The sequence below is a fragment of the Gellertiella sp. DMC107 genome, assembly GCF_056313605.1.
In genome coordinates, this window is the sequence record NZ_JBQUZZ010000003.1 from 167,844 (window position 1) to 181,766 (window position 13,923).

11 protein-coding genes are annotated in these 13,923 nt (G+C 60.6%); 10 read left to right on the forward strand and 1 reads right to left on the reverse strand.

Going from position 1 to position 13,923, the window contains the following annotated elements; translation table 11 throughout:
- Window positions 1-10 precede the first annotated feature (10 nt).
- Complete coding sequence (locus ACT54B_RS11595; RefSeq protein ID WP_476045047.1) at window positions 11-979, forward strand: AEC family transporter; 969 nt, start codon at window positions 11-13, stop codon at window positions 977-979.
- Here the strand turns inward: ACT54B_RS11595 and ACT54B_RS11600 are convergent.
- A complete protein-coding gene (locus tag ACT54B_RS11600) occupies window positions 941-2,149 on the reverse strand; it encodes a UbiH/UbiF family hydroxylase (RefSeq protein ID WP_476045049.1) in 1,209 nt (402 codons plus the stop codon). The two genes, ACT54B_RS11595 and ACT54B_RS11600, sit on opposite strands and share 39 nt — an antisense overlap.
- Before the next feature lie 239 nt (window positions 2,150-2,388).
- Between ACT54B_RS11600 and pcsA the strand changes: the two genes are divergently transcribed.
- From pcsA to glmS, 9 genes are all read left to right on the forward strand, one after another.
- Window positions 2,389-3,132 (forward strand): phosphatidylcholine synthase, encoded by a 744-nt coding sequence (gene pcsA / locus ACT54B_RS11605; protein WP_476045051.1) that lies wholly within the window; start codon window positions 2,389-2,391, stop codon window positions 3,130-3,132.
- A gap of 1 nt (window position 3,133) precedes the next feature.
- Window positions 3,134-4,117, forward strand: a complete 984-nt coding sequence (locus tag ACT54B_RS11610; protein ID WP_476045052.1) for a quinone oxidoreductase family protein — start codon at window positions 3,134-3,136, stop codon at window positions 4,115-4,117.
- Between the two features lie 50 nt (window positions 4,118-4,167).
- Entirely contained in the window at window positions 4,168-5,739 is a 1,572-nt protein-coding gene (locus ACT54B_RS11615) for an ABC transporter ATP-binding protein (protein WP_476045054.1), read from the forward strand.
- Complete coding sequence (locus ACT54B_RS11620; RefSeq protein ID WP_476045056.1) at window positions 5,729-6,820, forward strand: ABC transporter permease; 1,092 nt, start codon at window positions 5,729-5,731, stop codon at window positions 6,818-6,820. Before ACT54B_RS11615 ends, ACT54B_RS11620 begins: the two co-directional genes overlap by 11 nt.
- Window position 6,821: 1 nt before the next feature.
- Window positions 6,822-7,739 carry an ABC transporter permease gene (locus ACT54B_RS11625; RefSeq protein WP_476045057.1) on the forward strand — a complete coding sequence of 306 codons (918 nt, stop codon included), beginning with the start codon at window positions 6,822-6,824 and terminating at the stop codon, window positions 7,737-7,739.
- Between the two features lie 121 nt (window positions 7,740-7,860).
- Window positions 7,861-8,931 carry a BMP family ABC transporter substrate-binding protein gene (locus ACT54B_RS11630; RefSeq protein WP_476045060.1) on the forward strand — a complete coding sequence of 357 codons (1,071 nt, stop codon included), beginning with the start codon at window positions 7,861-7,863 and terminating at the stop codon, window positions 8,929-8,931.
- Window positions 8,932-9,174: 243 nt separating this feature from the next.
- Window positions 9,175-10,479, forward strand: coding sequence for a hemolysin family protein (locus tag ACT54B_RS11635; protein ID WP_476045061.1), 1,305 nt, complete (start codon window positions 9,175-9,177; stop codon window positions 10,477-10,479).
- A 117-nt stretch (window positions 10,480-10,596) separates the two neighbouring features.
- A complete protein-coding gene (gene glmU / locus ACT54B_RS11640; protein WP_476045062.1) occupies window positions 10,597-11,958 on the forward strand; it encodes a bifunctional UDP-N-acetylglucosamine diphosphorylase/glucosamine-1-phosphate N-acetyltransferase GlmU in 1,362 nt (453 codons plus the stop codon).
- Between the two features lie 138 nt (window positions 11,959-12,096).
- Complete coding sequence (glmS, locus tag ACT54B_RS11645) at window positions 12,097-13,923, forward strand: glutamine--fructose-6-phosphate transaminase (isomerizing) (RefSeq protein WP_476045064.1); 1,827 nt, start codon at window positions 12,097-12,099, stop codon at window positions 13,921-13,923.

Here is a 13,923-nt window from a genome sequence, read left to right on the forward strand (position 1 = left end):
AGACAGGCCGATGCTCGATATTCTGGCGCTCCTCCTGCCGTTTTTCGGCCTGATCCTGATCGGTTACATCGCGGCCCGCATCACCCGGCAGCCAGCCGATGCGCTGGGATGGATGAACACGTTCATCATCTATGCCGCTTTGCCTGCGCTGTTTTTCAAACTTGTGGCCAGAACGCCGCTGGAGGATCTCACCCGGGCCGATTTCATCCTGGCCGATATTGCGGCGACCTATTGCGTCTTTGCCCTGGTTTTTTGTGCGGGACGATGGCTCCGGCGCAACCCGGTCGGAGAAGCGACGCTCCAAGCCTTCGGCGCTGCCTATGGAAACATCGGGTATATGGGCCCCGGTCTGGCATTGCTTGCTCTCGGCGAAAGGGCGGCCGTTCCGGTCGCGCTGATCGTGTGCTTCGAGAATGCCATGCATTTTGTCGTCGCACCGGCCATGATGGCTCTTGCCGGCGGGGAAAAGCGCTCGCTTGGCAGACTTGCTTACGACATCGTCAGGAAGGTGGCGTTCCACCCCTTCATCCTGTCCTGCGCGGCGGGTTTTCTTTTCGTGCTTTTTGCCATCCCCGTGCCACGGCCGGCGCAACAGTTCATAGATACACTGGCCCAGGCGGCGGCCCCTTGCGCGCTGTTTGCCATGGGGGTGACACTGGCGCTGCGACCGCTGCGGCGGGTTCCGGCGGAAATCTATTATATCATCCCCGCCAAGCTGCTGCTTCATCCCCTGGCGGTCTATCTGGTTCTTGCGACGGTCGGTGGCTTCGATCCGGTCTGGGTCCAGGCGGCCGTGCTGCTGGCGGCTTTGCCGACAGCGGCCAATGTCTTCGTCATCGGTCAGCAATATGGCGTTTGGCAGGAGCGGGCGTCAGCCACGATCCTGATTTCGACCGTCCTGTCCGTAGGAACGATTACCGCCGTTCTTTACGCCTTGCGGTCAGGCCTGCTTCCGACGGAACTGCTCGCGCAACACTGAGGGTATCGAGCGGAAACCACGCCCTGGCTCTACGCCTTCGCGCATCACCAGATTGCGCAGCGGCGAAAAACCAGCCAGCACGTGCAAACCGGCTGCCCGAAGCACCTGCATCGGCAAGAAATCCGACAGGAGCGAACGGTTGAGCATATCGACGCTGGCGGTTCGGGTCATGACATCCGCCCGGCGCCTGCGGTCGAAGCGATTGCCTGCATCCGCAGGTATCGGTCCGCCTGACAGCGGCGCCACGATTTCGACAAGCGCCATGATATCGCGCAAGCTGAGGTTCAGGCCCTGGGCGCCGATCGGCGGAAAGACGTGACTGGCTTCGCCGACCAGGGCAACGCGTCCCTTGCCGAATGCCTTCGCCATCATGCCGGACAGCGGCCAGGCCTGAACGCCGGCCTCCACCTCGACCTTGCCGAGCAGCGATTGCATGCGCGCTTCGACGCGGGCGCCGAGCACTTCTGCCGGCAGGTCCCGCAAGGCTTCGGCTTCCGCCGGCTTCAGAACCCAGACGAGACTTGAGCGATTGCCGGGCAGGGGCACCTGCGTGAAAGGCCCCGATTCCGTGTGAAACTCCGTCGACATGTTGCGATGCGGGCGTTCGTGCCGGAAATTCAGCACCAGCGCGCTTTGGGGATAGGACCAGGTGCGAACATCGATATGGGCGCTTTCGCGGACAGCGGAACTGCGTCCATCGGCGCCGACAACAAAGGCCGCTTCGATCTCGCGGCCATCCTCAAGGGTCAGCCGGACGGAATCCGGGCCGGGATGGATGTCTCGCGCCGCCTGTTCGATGACGCTCACATTGGCTTCGGCGGAAAGCGCCTTTTCAAGAACCGGGAGCATGGCTGCATTGGGGAAATTATAGCCGAATGCCGGAAGGCCCACTTCCGAGGCCCGAAAAGCAACGGGGGGCGCGCGCAGCAGACGGCTCGTTCCGTCGATGATCTGCATGGTCGAGAGCGCGGCTGCACTTTCTACCATCTCCTGCCACACGCCGAGCCTCTCCATGAAGGCGATCGACTGGTCCATCAGTGCGGTGGTTCTCTGGTCGGGCTTTGCCTCCGGAGCCAGAAGCACAACCTTGCGGCCTGCGCGGGCCAGCGCCAAAGCCGCAATACGCCCTGCCAAGCCGCCACCGACGACCGCAACCTCGAAAATGTCCATCATACACGTCCGGAATCTCATTCAGATGTCACAAAATTTAGGCCTTTTCCGTGATGAAATCCATGGGATGATTGGACGCAGCTTTTGGGGACGGACAACGCATGGGCGGTGTTTTTGCTGGACGACAGCAGCCCATACGTGGCATCCGAAAGGGAGAGAGGGCCGGCAGGACAGGCCTTTCGGGGTTCGACGGACCGGAAACATGCGCCGGGTCGTTCTGGGAGAAGGCGAAAGAGGCCATGACTCTGCTGAAGCGAATCTTCAACTACAAGCCGGTTCCCTATGCGGAAATCCGCGCCTTTTCCGTTCATATCCTTACGGCATCCGGCTCCTTCCTCGCCTTGCTCAGTGTCATTGCGGCGGCCGAGCACCGGTTCGTGGATATGTTCTGGTGGCTCGGTCTGGCGCTGCTCGTCGATGGAATCGACGGGCCCATCGCCCGCAAGCTCAGCGTCAAGGAAGTGCTGCCGAACTGGTCGGGCGATACGCTCGACAATATCATCGATTACGTGACTTACGTGCTGGTGCCGGCCTTTGCGCTGTATGAAAGCGGCATCCTGGGTGCACCCTGGTCCTTTGTCGCGGCTGGTCTGATCGTGGTTTCCAGCGCCATCTATTATGCCGATACGGGCATGAAGACGGACGAGTATTTCTTCTCGGGATTTCCGGTGGTCTGGAACATGATCATCCTCACCATATTCGTGACGGGTGCGGGACCGGTTGTGACGAGCATTCTGGTCTTCGGTTCGGTGCTGCTCACCTTCCTGCCCGTGCACTTCCTGCATCCGGTCCGGGTTCAGCGGTTGCGTCCGGTCAATCTCGCCATCTTTCTGCTCTGGTGTGTTCTCGGCGCCTACTCGCTGCTTCTGCACTTCGTGACGCCGGTCTGGGTCATCGTGCTGTTTTCGGCAACGGGCCTCTACCTCTACTTCATCGGTGCAGTCCTCCAGCTTTTCCCGAATCTCGGGCGCAAGGAACTCTGACATGGAAAAGACCGAAGCGATTCTCATCCGCGAACTCGGCGGCCCGGAAGTTCTCAGGCTCGAAACGGTGGATCTCCCCGAACCGTCGTCCGGCGAGGTGCAGGTGGAGCACAGGGCCATCGGCCTCAACTTCATCGATGTGTATTTCCGCACCGGCCTGTACAAGGCACCAAACGGACTGCCCTTCATTCCCGGCAAGGAAGGGGCGGGGCTTGTGGTCAAGGTCGGCCCTGATGTCACGGGTTTTTCGGTGGGCGACCGGGTGGCTTACGGGACGGGCGACAAGGCCTACAGCCGAAAGGCAAATCTGGCAGCCCGCCAGCTGGTGAAGCTGCCGGAAGGCGTGTCCTTCGAAACGGCCGCAGCCATGATGCTGAAGGGCATGACAGCGCAATATCTGCTGAACCAGACCTTTCAGGTGGGCAAGGAAACTGTTCTTCTGTTCCATGCGGCAGCCGGTGGTGTCGGGCTGATCGCCGGACAATGGGCCAAGGCGCTCGGCGCGACTGTCATCGGCACCGTCGGTTCGGAGGAAAAAGCCGAGCTTGCCCGCACCCATGGCTATGACCACATCATCAATTACCGAAAAGAGGATTTTGTTGCCCGCGTCAGGGAGCTGACCGGGGGCAAGGGCGTGGACGTGGTTTATGACTCCGTCGGCAAGGATACGTTTCCGGGCTCGCTGGATTGTCTGAAGCTGCGGGGTTTGTGGGTGAGTTTCGGGAACTCTTCCGGCCCTGTGCCGCCCTTCGAAATGGCGATGCTTTCGCAGAAAGGTTCACTGTTTGCGACACGGCCGACGCTTTTCGGCTATACTGCCACTCCGGAGGCGCTGCAGGCTTGTGCAAATGCGCTATTCGATATTGTCCAAACGGACAAAGTGCGTATCAATATAAACCAGCAATACCCGCTCGAAGAGGCGGGCAGGGCCCATGCGGACCTTGAAGCCAGAAAAACGAGCGGAACAACGCTGCTGATCCCCTGAAGATCCGGACCCATATCCGGAGGGATATGGCAGGAGAAAATGGGGGATAGGTGCCGGCATTGGACGCGTCTCGGAACGTCGCCTTGCTGACCGTGAACAAGCTGACCAAGCTTTTCGGTCAATTCGCAGCCTGCAACGGCATCGACCTGGAAATACAGCCAGGCGAAATACACGCCCTTCTCGGTGAGAACGGCGCGGGCAAATCCACACTTGTGAAAATGCTGTTCGGCGTTCTCGCGCCGACGTCTGGGCAAATCATATGGAAGGGCGAACCGGTGCGCATCGGATCGCCGGGCGAAGCCCGGAAGACCGGCATCGGCATGGTTTTCCAGCATTTCTCCCTGTTCGAGGCACTGACCGTTGCCGAGAATATCGCCTTGTCGCTCGACCCGGGAATTTCGCTCGCCAAGATTTCCGACGAAGCGGCAACATTGTCGCGAAACTACGGCCTGCCGCTCGATCCGAAGGCGCATGTGGCCGACCTTTCCGTCGGTGAGCGCCAGCGCATCGAGATTGTGCGCGCGCTCCTGCAAAATCCCAGCCTGATCATTCTGGATGAACCGACTTCGGTTCTCACCCCCCAGGAAGCGGACCGGCTGTTCGAAACGCTGGCGAAGTTGAAGGCGGAGGGTCGCTCCGTTCTCTACATCAGCCACCGTCTCGAGGAAGTGCAGCGAATCTGCGACCGGGCCACCGTTTTGCGGCATGGCAAGGTGACAGGGGCCTGCGACCCGCGCCAGGAAACGCCGGCCTCGCTGGCCCGCATGATGGTGGGCAGCGATGTGGAATCGGTGAAGCGCATTGCCGATATTCCCTCCGGCGGCACGCAGCTCGAGGCGGTGAACCTCAACGTGCCTGCGCGAACACCTTTTGCGGTCTCGCTGAAGGACGTCAACCTGCGCGTCAGGGCCGGAGAAATCCTTGCGATTGCCGGCGTAGCCGGGAACGGCCAGGGTGAACTCTTCGACGCGCTTTCCGGCGAATATCCCACACCGGACAACACGGCGGTTCGCATTCGGGAGCAACCCGTCGGACGGCTCGGCATTTCCGCGCGGCGCCTCCTCGGTGCGGGCTTCGTTCCCGAGGAGAGGCATGGTCACGGCGCGGTGACAACCTTGCCACTGTCCGACAATCTCGTCCTGGCGCGTCACAAGTCCGACCGGAAGGCCTTCATATCCGGTTCCCTGAGGATCATCCGCCATGCGGCCGTCAAGGCGGCGACCAAGCGCATTTGCGACGCCATGGATGTCCGCAAAAGCGGAGAGGATCCGGCCGCGGGTTCGCTTTCCGGCGGCAACCTGCAGAAATTCATCGTTGGCCGGGAGCTGGACCGCCAGCCCTCCGTGCTCATCGTCAACCAACCCACCTGGGGTGTGGATGCAGGCGCGGCCAGCCGGATCCGTCAGGCGCTCGTCGATCTCGCGCGCAGTGGCTCCGCGGTGCTGGTGATCAGCCAGGATCTGGACGAAATTTTCGAAGTGGCCACGGAAATCGCGGTCATTTCCGAGGGACGGCTTTCAAAACCCTATCCGGCCGGCGAGCTGACGCTGGAAAAGATCGGGTTGCTGATGGGCGGTATTCACGAGACAAAATCCGCGCCGGAGGCTGCCCATGCGCATTGAACTGGAAAAGCGGGCGGGGCAATCGGCCTTCTATGCTTTCGTTTCCCCTTTGCTGGCCCTGATCCTGACCGGAATCGCTGGCGCCATTCTCTTTGCGCTGTTGGGCAAAAGCCCGACCGAGGCGCTCTATACCTTCTTCATCGAGCCGCTTGTCGATCCATGGTCGCTCGACCAGATCGCGGTCAAGGCCGGTCCGCTCATTCTCATGGGCGTCGGTCTTTGCGTGGCCTATCGGTCGAACAACTGGAATATCGGCGCCGAGGGGCAATTCACCATTGGCGCCATCACCGGTTCGATGCTGCCGATCCTCGTTCCCGGGTTCCAGAATGCAGCGCTTTTGCCCCTGATGCTCATCATGGGCATGATCGGGGGCGCGGCCTATGCAGCCATTCCCGCTTTCCTGAAAAGCCGGCTCAACACAAGCGAAATTCTGACCAGCCTGATGCTCGTCTATATCTCGCAGCTGTTCCTCGATTGGCTGGTGCGTGGACCCTGGCGAGACCCGGGGGGTATGAACTTTCCGGTTTCGCTGGATTTCTCTCCGTCCGCCGTGCTCCAGCCGCTTTTTTCCACGGGCTCCATGCATGCGGAATTCATCTTCGCGATCGTCGTGGCCGTTGCCGTGTGGATCATGATGAATTTCACCCTCAAGGGTTTCGAAGTCACGGTGTTGGGCGAGAGCGAGCGGGCAGGACGCTTTGCCGGTTTCTCGAGCCGGCGCATGATCTGGTTCTCGATGTTGCTTTCGGGCGGGCTGGCGGGTCTTGCCGGCATTTCCGAAGTGTCCGGTTCGATCGGGCATCTCCAGCCCAGCATTTCCCCGGGTTACGGCTTCACCGCAATCATCGTTGCCTTTCTTGGCCGCCTCAATCCCCTGGGCGCGATTGCCTCCGGTCTCGTCCTGGCGCTGACCTATGTCAGTGGCGAGGCCGCACAGCTCTCGATCGGCGTGTCCGACAAGGTGACGCGGGTGTTCCAGGGTATGTTGCTGTTTTTCGTTCTGTCCTGCGATACGCTCATCCGCTACAAGATAAGGGTGGTGTGGAACGCCTTCTCCAGCAAGGTTCAGGGAGGCGCGTGACATGATTCTCGAAGCCATCATCCTCACCGTCATTACCGCAGCGACACCGCTGGTCATCGCCGCCATGGGCGAACTCGTGACCGAAAGGGCAGGGGTTTTGAACCTCGGCGTCGAAGGCATGATGATCATGGGCGCCGTCGCCGCATTCGCAACGGCGCAAACGACCGGGTCACCTTACCTCGGCATTCTTGCCGGCATTGCCATGGGGGCACTTTTCTCGCTGCTCTTCGGCTTCCTCACCTTGACACTGGTGGCAAACCAGGTGGCGACCGGGCTTGCGCTGACCATTCTCGGTCTGGGTGTTTCGGGCAATCTGGGTGAAAGCTTCGTCGGTGTTCCCGGCATCAAGCTGCCGCAAATCGTGTTCCCCGTCCTCTCCGATATTCCCTTCGTGGGGCCGATCTTCTTCAAGCAGGACATTGTCTTCTATGCGTCGATTGCGCTCGTGGCGGGCGTCAACTGGTTCCTGTTCAAGACGAGAACCGGTCTGAAGATCCGCGCCATCGGCGACAATCACGGTTCGGCCCATGCGCTCGGCATTTCCGTGATCCGGACCCGCTATCTGGCGGTCATGTTCGGAGGCGCTTGCGCCGGTCTTGCCGGTGCGCAGCTGTCGCTGATTTATACACCGCAATGGGTGGAGAACATGTCGGCCGGGCGTGGCTGGATTGCGCTGGCGCTGGTGGTCTTCGCATCCTGGCGCCCCTGGCGGGTCTTGGCGGGAGGCTATCTGTTCGGGGCCGTGACCATCGGGCAATTGCACGCTCAGGCGCTCGGCCTGTCGATCCCGTCGCAGTTCCTGTCGTCCTTGCCCTATATCGCCACGGTCGTCGTGCTGATCGTGATTTCCCACAACCGTCGGACAACGCTGATCAACACGCCTGCCTGCCTCGGCAAGCCGTTTGTTCCGGACCGATAAAAATCCGAAGTGGATGCTTGCGTCTCCCATCGAAAATGTGAAACGCTTGCATCCGGATACCATGGCGAGCTCCCAACCCGCCACCAATTGAAAAGACCCAAAACAAAAGAGGGGTACACGCATGAAGAAACTTGCTCTCGCACTGGCTGCAACCGCGGCCATGGTCGTGTCTGCCGGCGCGTCGCTGGCCGCCGACAAGACGAAGGTCTGCTTCGTCTATGTCGGTTCCAAGACGGACGGCGGCTGGACACAGGCCCACGAACTCGGCCGCCAGCAGCTTGAAAAGGAAATGGGCGACAAGGTCGAAGCGCCGTTTCTCGAAAACGTGCCGGAAGGTCCGGATGCCGAGCGCGCCATCGAGCGCATGGCCCGTTCCGGCTGCGCCATGATCTTCACCACATCCTTCGGCTTCATGGATGCCACGCTGAAGGTTGCTGCCAAGTTCCCGGACGTGAAGTTCGAGCACGCGACCGGCTACAAGGCTGCGCCGAACGTCTCCACCTACAATTCCCGTTTCTATGAAGGTCGCTTCATCAACGGCCAGATCGCTGCGAAGATGTCGAAGACCGGTGTTGCCGGCTACATCGCGTCCTTCCCGATTCCGGAAGTGGTGGCTGGCATCAACTCGTTCCTGCATGGCGCCCGCACCGTCAACCCGAACTTCAAGCTGAAGGTCATCTGGGTGAACACCTGGTTCGATCCGGGCAAGGAAGCGGATGCGGCCAAGGCGCTCATCGACCAGGGCGTCGATGTGCTGACCCAGCACACCGACACGACTGCGCCGATGCAGGTTGCCGAAGAACGCGGCATCAAGGCCTTCGGTCAGGCATCCGACATGATCAAGGCCGGCCCGAATGCGCAGATGAGCGCGATCGTCGACACCTGGGGCGCCTACTATGTCAAGCGCACCAAGGCGCTGCTCGACGGCACCTGGAAGTCCGAACAGAGCTTCGACGGCCTGAAGGACGGCATTCTCACCATGGCGCCGTACACGAACATCCCCGATGACGTGAAGAAGATGGCCGAGGAAACCGAAGCCAAGATCAAGTCCGGCGAACTGAAGCCCTTCACAGGCCCGATCAAGAAGCAGGACGGTTCCGACTGGCTGAAGGATGGCGAGAGCGCCGATGATGGCACCATTCTCGGCATGAACTTCTACATCGAAGGCGTTGACGACAAGCTGCCGCAGTAAACGCGGAAAGCGTCGATCCAAACGGTCTGGGAAAGGGCGCTTTCGTGGCGCCCTTTTCATTTAGAGCTGCGGGAGATTGTATTTGCCCGCCGCCTGCTCTATCTGACGGAGCACGGCTCCGTCTTGCCTCCTGGGTTCCGCGCTCCTTCTGGCGCCGTGCGACCCAGCCGGATAAGGGCGCGGTTCCGCCTGACACGCTGATCGTCCGGACCGGCACCGGTGCGACCCAACCCATGGTGGTTTATGATTACGACTGAATTGGCAGTCATCTTCATCCTGCTTCTGATCAATGCCTTCTTTTCGTTGTCCGAAATGGCCATCGTCTCGGCCAGCAAGCCGATTCTGCGGCAGAAGGCGAAGCAGGGCGACCGCCGTGCATTGACGGCCTTGAGGCTTGCTGAGGATCCGGGCAACTTCCTCTCGACGGTTCAGGTGGGCATTACCCTCGTCGGGACCCTCGCCGGTACCTATGGTGGCGCAACCATTTCCGACAAGATTGCCCCTGTCTTTGCGGCCATGCCCTGGGTCGGTCCCTACGCCGATTCCGTGGCCGTTGCCGTCGTCGTGACCGGCATTACGTACTTCTCCGTCATCATTGGCGAGCTGATTCCGAAACAGCTCGCTCTCGGGAATGCTGAAGCGCTGGCGCTTTTCGTCGCCAAGCCCATGTCCGTGTTGTCGAAAATCGCGGCTCCCGTGGTTTTTCTGTTCGAGGCATCGGCGCATGTGCTGATGCGGGTGACCGGCATGCTTTCCAAAAGCGCCGATGAAGTAACGGAAGCGGAAGTCCATGCGGTCCTTGCCGAAGGCGCGGAGAGCGGGGTGATCGAGAAGGGGGAGCACGATATTCTCCGCCGCATCATCGGTCTCGGTGACCGTTCGGTCAAATCCATCATGACCCATCGCACAGAGGTCGTGTCGCTCGACGTTCATGACAGTCTTGATGAAATCCGCCAGGAAATCGAGGCGACCCGCCATTCTCGATATCTCGTGGTGGAAGGCGACGACCGCAATGTGATCGGCGCGGTTCATGCGCGGGAAATCCTTTCCAGCGCCATCGACCCGAACACGTTCAGCCTGCGCGATCTGGTCAAGGATATTCCCGCGATCCCGGAAACGTCGTCCTGCCTGAAGGCGCTGGAAATCTTCAAGGCCACACCCATGCACATCGCCATCATCGTCGATGAATATGGCAGCACGGAAGGCATTCTCACACCATCGGACCTGCTGGAAGCGATCGTCGGCATTCTGCCCTCCAATTACGACGAGGAGGATTCCGCCCTCATCCGTCAACGGGACGATGGCAGCTATCTCATCGACGGCCGCACGCCGATCCACGAAGTGGAGCTGGCGCTGGAGCTGGATGCCATCGAAACCGAAGGGCACTTCGAGACCATTGCGGGTTATCTGGTGCAGGAACTGCGCAAGTCACCCGAGGAGGGCGACGTGCTCGAGCGCTTCGGCTATCGCTTCGAGGTTATCGACATGGATGGGCGGCGGATCGACAAGATTCTTCTGACCCGGGTGGACGCGCGCAGCGAAGGTTGAATGCGCCCATATTGATAATGCCGGCTTTTTTGATAGAGCACGGAAAGATTTTGCTGGCCCTGCAACCGTCTGCGCCCTGGCGCGAGGCGGGCTGTTTCGGGAATGGGGAGAGAGATGATGACCGCAAATCGTTGCCTGGCCGTAGTGCTTGCCGCCGGGGACAGCACCCGCATGAAATCGTCCATGTCCAAAGTCCTCCACCCGGTGGGCGGACGTCCGATGATTGCCCATGTCATGCAGGCGATCCGCGATGCAGATATCGGCGATATCGCGCTGGTGACGGGGCGTGATGCGGAAAAAGTCACCGAGGCTGCCAAGATCGGGGGCCTGCAGGTCCGCTCCTATTTCCAGAGCGAGCGAAGGGGAACCGGCCATGCGGTGCAAATGGCGAAGGACGCCATTGCTGAAGGCTTCGACGACATTCTGGTCGCCTATGGCGACGTACCCCTGCTGACGAAGGCCCCGCTGGTCGCAGCCCGCGCCAAGCTGCGCGAAGGCTTCGACGTGGTCGTCATCGGCTTCAGAACCGACAATCCCCATGGCTACGGCCGCTTGCTGGTGGATCAGGGCGAGCTTATCGCCATTCGCGAGGAGAAAGACGCCTCGGAGGAAGAGCGGAAAGTCACCTGGTGCAACAGCGGCTTGATGGCGATCAGCGGAGCGAAGGCTGCCGACCTTCTCTCGCGCATCACCAATAACAATGCCAAAGGCGAATTCTATCTCACGGATATCGTCGAAATCGCCCGGTCTCTCGGCGGCAAGGTCGCGGCTGTCGATGCGCCGGAAGAGGAAATGACCGGTTGCAACACCCGGGCCGAACTGGCCGTCATCGAACGGATGTGGCAACAGCGCCGCCGTACGGAGCTGATGCTGTCAGGCGTTTCCATGATTGCGCCGGAGACCGTGTTCCTGTGTCATGACACGGTCATCGAACCCGACGTGCTGATCGAACCGAACGTGGTTTTCGGTCCAGGCGTCCGCATCGAGTCCGGTGCGGTCATTCATGCATTCAGCCATATCGAGGGCGCCCATGTCTCCACCGGCGCTGCGGTCGGCCCCTTTGCGCGGCTTCGTCCCGGAACGCAACTCGGCAAGAATGCCAAGGTTGGAAATTTCTGCGAGGTGAAGAAGGCGGAAATCGGCGAGGGCGCAAAGGTCAATCACCTCACCTATATCGGCGATGCCTTTATCGGCGCCCATGCCAATATCGGCGCGGGGACCATTACCTGCAATTATGATGGATACAACAAATTCGAGACGCGCATCGGCGCGCATGCCTTTGTGGGATCGAACAGCTCCCTCGTCGCCCCCGTCACAATCGGAGATGGTGCGATCATCGGCTCTGGCAGTGTCATCACCGCGGATGTGCCGGAAGATGCACTGGCTCTGGGGCGCGGTCGACAGCAGTTGAAGGAAGGGCGCGCCAAGGTGATCCGCGAGCGCAATGCGGCGATCAAGGCCGCGAAGAAGCGTAGCTGACGCCCATTTTTACCACGATCAAAGAAGCGGGCCGGTTGTAACGCTTCGAAACCGAATGTGACCGCCTCGACGGTTGAGTTCCTGGGGGAATTCGCTAGGAAAGGCGCAACTGTTGCACTGCAAAACGGAGAGGCTTTCATGTGCGGAATTGTAGGTATCGTCGGGACTGAACCGGTTGCCGACCGGCTTGTGGAAGCCCTGACCCGCCTCGAATATCGCGGCTACGATTCCGCCGGTGTTGCCACCGTCAATGACGGCGTCCTCGACCGCCGCCGCGCCGAAGGCAAGCTCGTCAACCTCCGCAAGAAGCTTGCCGAAGAGCCCTTGCCGGGCGCGACGGGTATTGCCCATACCCGCTGGGCTACCCATGGGGTGCCGAACGAGACCAATGCGCATCCGCATTTCGTCGAAGGCGTGGCCGTGGTTCACAACGGGATCATCGAAAACTTCTCCGAACTCCGCGACGAACTGAAGGCCGAAGGCGCGCATTTCGCTTCCCAGACCGATACGGAAGTGGTGGCGCATCTGCTCGCGAAATATACCCGCGAGGGGCTTTCCCACCGCGATGCCATGCTGAAGATGCTGAACCGTGTGCGCGGCGCTTATGCCCTGGTTGTCCTGTTCCAGGACGATCCCCACACACTGCTCGGTGCGCGCTCCGGCCCGCCGCTGGCACTCGGTTTCGGCAAGGGCGAAACCTTCCTCGGGTCGGATGCGATCGCCCTTTCTCCTTTCACGAACCAGATTGCCTATCTGCAGGATGGCGACTGCGCGATCATCACCCATGAGGGCGCGCAAGTTACCGATTTCGCGGGCAATCCGGTAGAACGTCCCCGCCAGATCTCCCAGGCATCCGCATTCCTGGTCGACAAGGGCAACCACCGTCACTTCATGGAAAAGGAAATCTACGAACAGCCCGAGGTCATTTCCCATGCTCTCGGCCATTACGTGGATTTCGCCAACCATACCGTGAATGGTGAAACCGGTCTGATCGACTTTTCCGGTGTTTCGCGTCTGGCGATCTCCGCCTGCGGTACCGCCTATCTCGCCGGCCTTGTCGGCAAATACTGGTTCGAACGCTACGCCCGTCTTCCGGTGGAAATCGATGTCGCCTCCGAATTCCGCTATCGGGAAATGCCGCTTTCCCCGGATCAGGCCGCGCTTTTCATTTCGCAGTCCGGCGAAACCGCCGATACCCTGGCCTCGCTGCGCTATTGCAAGGAAAACGGCCTGAAGATCGGCGCGGTTGTCAATGTGAAGGAATCGACCATTGCCCGGGAATCCGATGCGGTGTTTCCGATCCTGGCTGGTCCCGAGATCGGCGTTGCGTCCACAAAGGCCTTTACCTGCCAGCTGACGGTGCTGGCCTCGCTGGCCATCGCTGCCGGCCGGGCCCGCGGCACGCTGACGGCCGAAGAGGAAAAGGAACTGGTGCGCCACCTCACCGAGGTTCCCCGCGTGATGAGCGCGGTACTGAACAGCATTCATGGTCAGATCGAGCAGCTGTCCCGCGATCTCTCCAAGGTCAAGGACGTGCTCTATATCGGACGCGGCACCAGCTTCCCGCTCGCCATGGAAGGCGCGCTGAAGCTCAAGGAAATCTCCTATATCCATGCCGAAGGCTATGCGGCCGGCGAGCTGAAGCATGGGCCGATTGCCCTCATCGATGAAAACATGCCGGTTATCGTCATTGCACCGCATGATCGGTTCTTCGAGAAGACGGTCTCGAACATGCAGGAGGTCGCCGCGCGCGGCGGCAAGATCATTTTCGTGACCGACGCCAAAGGCGCTGCTGCCTCGACCCTGCCGACCATGGCCACGATCGTCCTGCCCGAAGTCGACGAACTGATCGCGCCGATGATTTTCTCGCTGCCGATCCAGCTGCTTGCCTATCACACGGCGGTCTTCATGGGCACCGACGTGGACCAGCCGCGTAACCTGGCGAAATCCGTCACGGTGGAATGA

Bases quoted from the DNA above. Each gene is read 5' to 3' on its own strand.
- glmS (WP_476045064.1), top strand. From the start codon at position 12,097: ATGTGCGGAATTGTAGGTATCGTCGGGACTGAACCGGTTGCCGACCGG.
- ACT54B_RS11625 (WP_476045057.1), top strand. From the start codon at position 6,822: ATGATTCTCGAAGCCATCATCCTCACCGTCATTACCGCAGCGACACCG.
- ACT54B_RS11635 (WP_476045061.1), top strand. From the start codon at position 9,175: ATGATTACGACTGAATTGGCAGTCATCTTCATCCTGCTTCTGATCAAT.
- ACT54B_RS11600 (WP_476045049.1), bottom strand. From the start codon at position 2,149: ATGGACATTTTCGAGGTTGCGGTCGTCGGTGGCGGCTTGGCAGGGCGT.
- ACT54B_RS11595 (WP_476045047.1), top strand. From the start codon at position 11: ATGCTCGATATTCTGGCGCTCCTCCTGCCGTTTTTCGGCCTGATCCTG.
- ACT54B_RS11620 (WP_476045056.1), top strand. From the start codon at position 5,729: ATGCGCATTGAACTGGAAAAGCGGGCGGGGCAATCGGCCTTCTATGCT.
- ACT54B_RS11610 (WP_476045052.1), top strand. From the start codon at position 3,134: ATGGAAAAGACCGAAGCGATTCTCATCCGCGAACTCGGCGGCCCGGAA.
- glmU (WP_476045062.1), top strand. From the start codon at position 10,597: ATGACCGCAAATCGTTGCCTGGCCGTAGTGCTTGCCGCCGGGGACAGC.
- ACT54B_RS11630 (WP_476045060.1), top strand. From the start codon at position 7,861: ATGAAGAAACTTGCTCTCGCACTGGCTGCAACCGCGGCCATGGTCGTG.
- pcsA (WP_476045051.1), top strand. From the start codon at position 2,389: ATGACTCTGCTGAAGCGAATCTTCAACTACAAGCCGGTTCCCTATGCG.